At 40.1% G+C, this 1,432-nt stretch carries 1 protein-coding gene; it reads left to right on the top strand.

Annotated features, from left to right (window positions below; translation table 11 throughout):
- The first annotated feature begins 505 nt into the window (after positions 1 to 505).
- The gene (locus MXE38_RS12485) at positions 506 to 631 is read left to right on the top strand and encodes a hypothetical protein (RefSeq protein ID WP_281503220.1); all 126 of its coding nucleotides are present in this window, start codon (positions 506 to 508) and stop codon (positions 629 to 631) included.
- Positions 632 to 1,432: the final 801 nt, after the last annotated feature.

Here is a 1,432-nt window from a genome sequence, read left to right on the forward strand (position 1 = left end):
TCTATTATAGCATCGATACAAGAAACTATACTATATTGACATTTTGGTTTTATACATACATATAGATGATTACAGATTTGTTTCGGTAATTTAGACGGAAATCATACTATTGTCGGTCTATATGCTCTTAGTAGGTTTAAGATCTTTACCTGAGCCAATCCTTACAAAAGTCAACCAATAAAACCATCAGTAAAGTGAATTATGGCAGCACTTGGTCTTACTCTTACTCTTATGGTCGTATTAGCCTTAGTTGAGGTAATTGTATTTGCTGAGTGATAGGCTAAGCCTTTAGAAGGGTGAGCTCCTAGTAGGTTTAAGATCTTTGCCTGAGCTAATCCATCAAAAAGCCAACCAATCAACCTTCAATAGGGAGTGCTGGGTGCTGGAATGCTTGTGCTACTGCTCTTACTCTTATGGGGCTTATTATGCTTAATTGAGGTAATTGTATTTGCTGAGCGATAGGCTAATCCTTTAGATGGGTAAGCTCTTAGTAGGGTTAAGAACTTTGTCTGATCTAATCCTTACAAAAGACAATCAAGCAACATTCAATATGGTGTACTGGATTGCTATTGCTCTTACTCTTATGGTCGTATTAGCCTTTGTTGAGGTAATTGTATTTGCTAGGCGATAGGCTAAGCCTTTAGATGGGTAAGCTCTTAGTAGGTTTAAGATCTTTGTCAGAGCTAATCCTTACAAAAGCCAATCAATCAACCTTCAATAGGGAATGCTGGAGTGCTGTTGCTATTGCTCTTACTCTTATGGGGCTTATTAGGCTTAGTTGAGGTGATTGTATTTGCTGAGCGATAGGCTAAGCCTTTAGATGGGTGAGCTCTTAGTAGGTTTAAGATCTTTGCCTGAGCCAATGCTTGCACAAGACAATCAGTAAAACCATCAGTAAAGTGGAGAGTGGCTGCGCTTACTCTTATGGTCGTATTAGCCTTAGTTGAGCTCTTTCATCATACTTAAGAAGGTCTAAACTCTTGGTCATGCCAATGCCTTTCAAGAGCTAAGCACTAAGCCATTAAAAGGGAGTGTGGTGCTGGTGCTTTAGGTCTTAAAGGGGAGTATTAGGCTTTGGGTTTGAGTGATTATTTTTTGGGTAAGGGCGGTAATAATTTTGAGGTGATTGGGGCTTTGAGATGGTGGAGCTTGAGGGTAGGAGAACGAGGGTTTTGGGCTTGTTTGGTAATTTATTTGTCAAAGCATGCTTTTCTTATGGCTCTAGCCTTGTATAATCATGATTTATCTTTAGCAGCATGTTAAAATAGTCAACTACTCCATCCTAAAATGAGCCTAGCTCATTTTAGGATGGAGCTTGAAACTTCGGTTTTAGTTGAGCAGAGACAATTACGACACAGAGAGATTGAGTTCTCAACCACCTTGGGGTGTTTACCAAGCCCCTCGCTCTGGGCGTATCTGTGCCGAGTCTATG

Source organism: Anaerobiospirillum sp. NML120448, assembly GCF_023050945.1.
In the GTDB taxonomy this organism is placed as follows: Bacteria; Pseudomonadota; Gammaproteobacteria; order Enterobacterales; family Succinivibrionaceae; genus Anaerobiospirillum.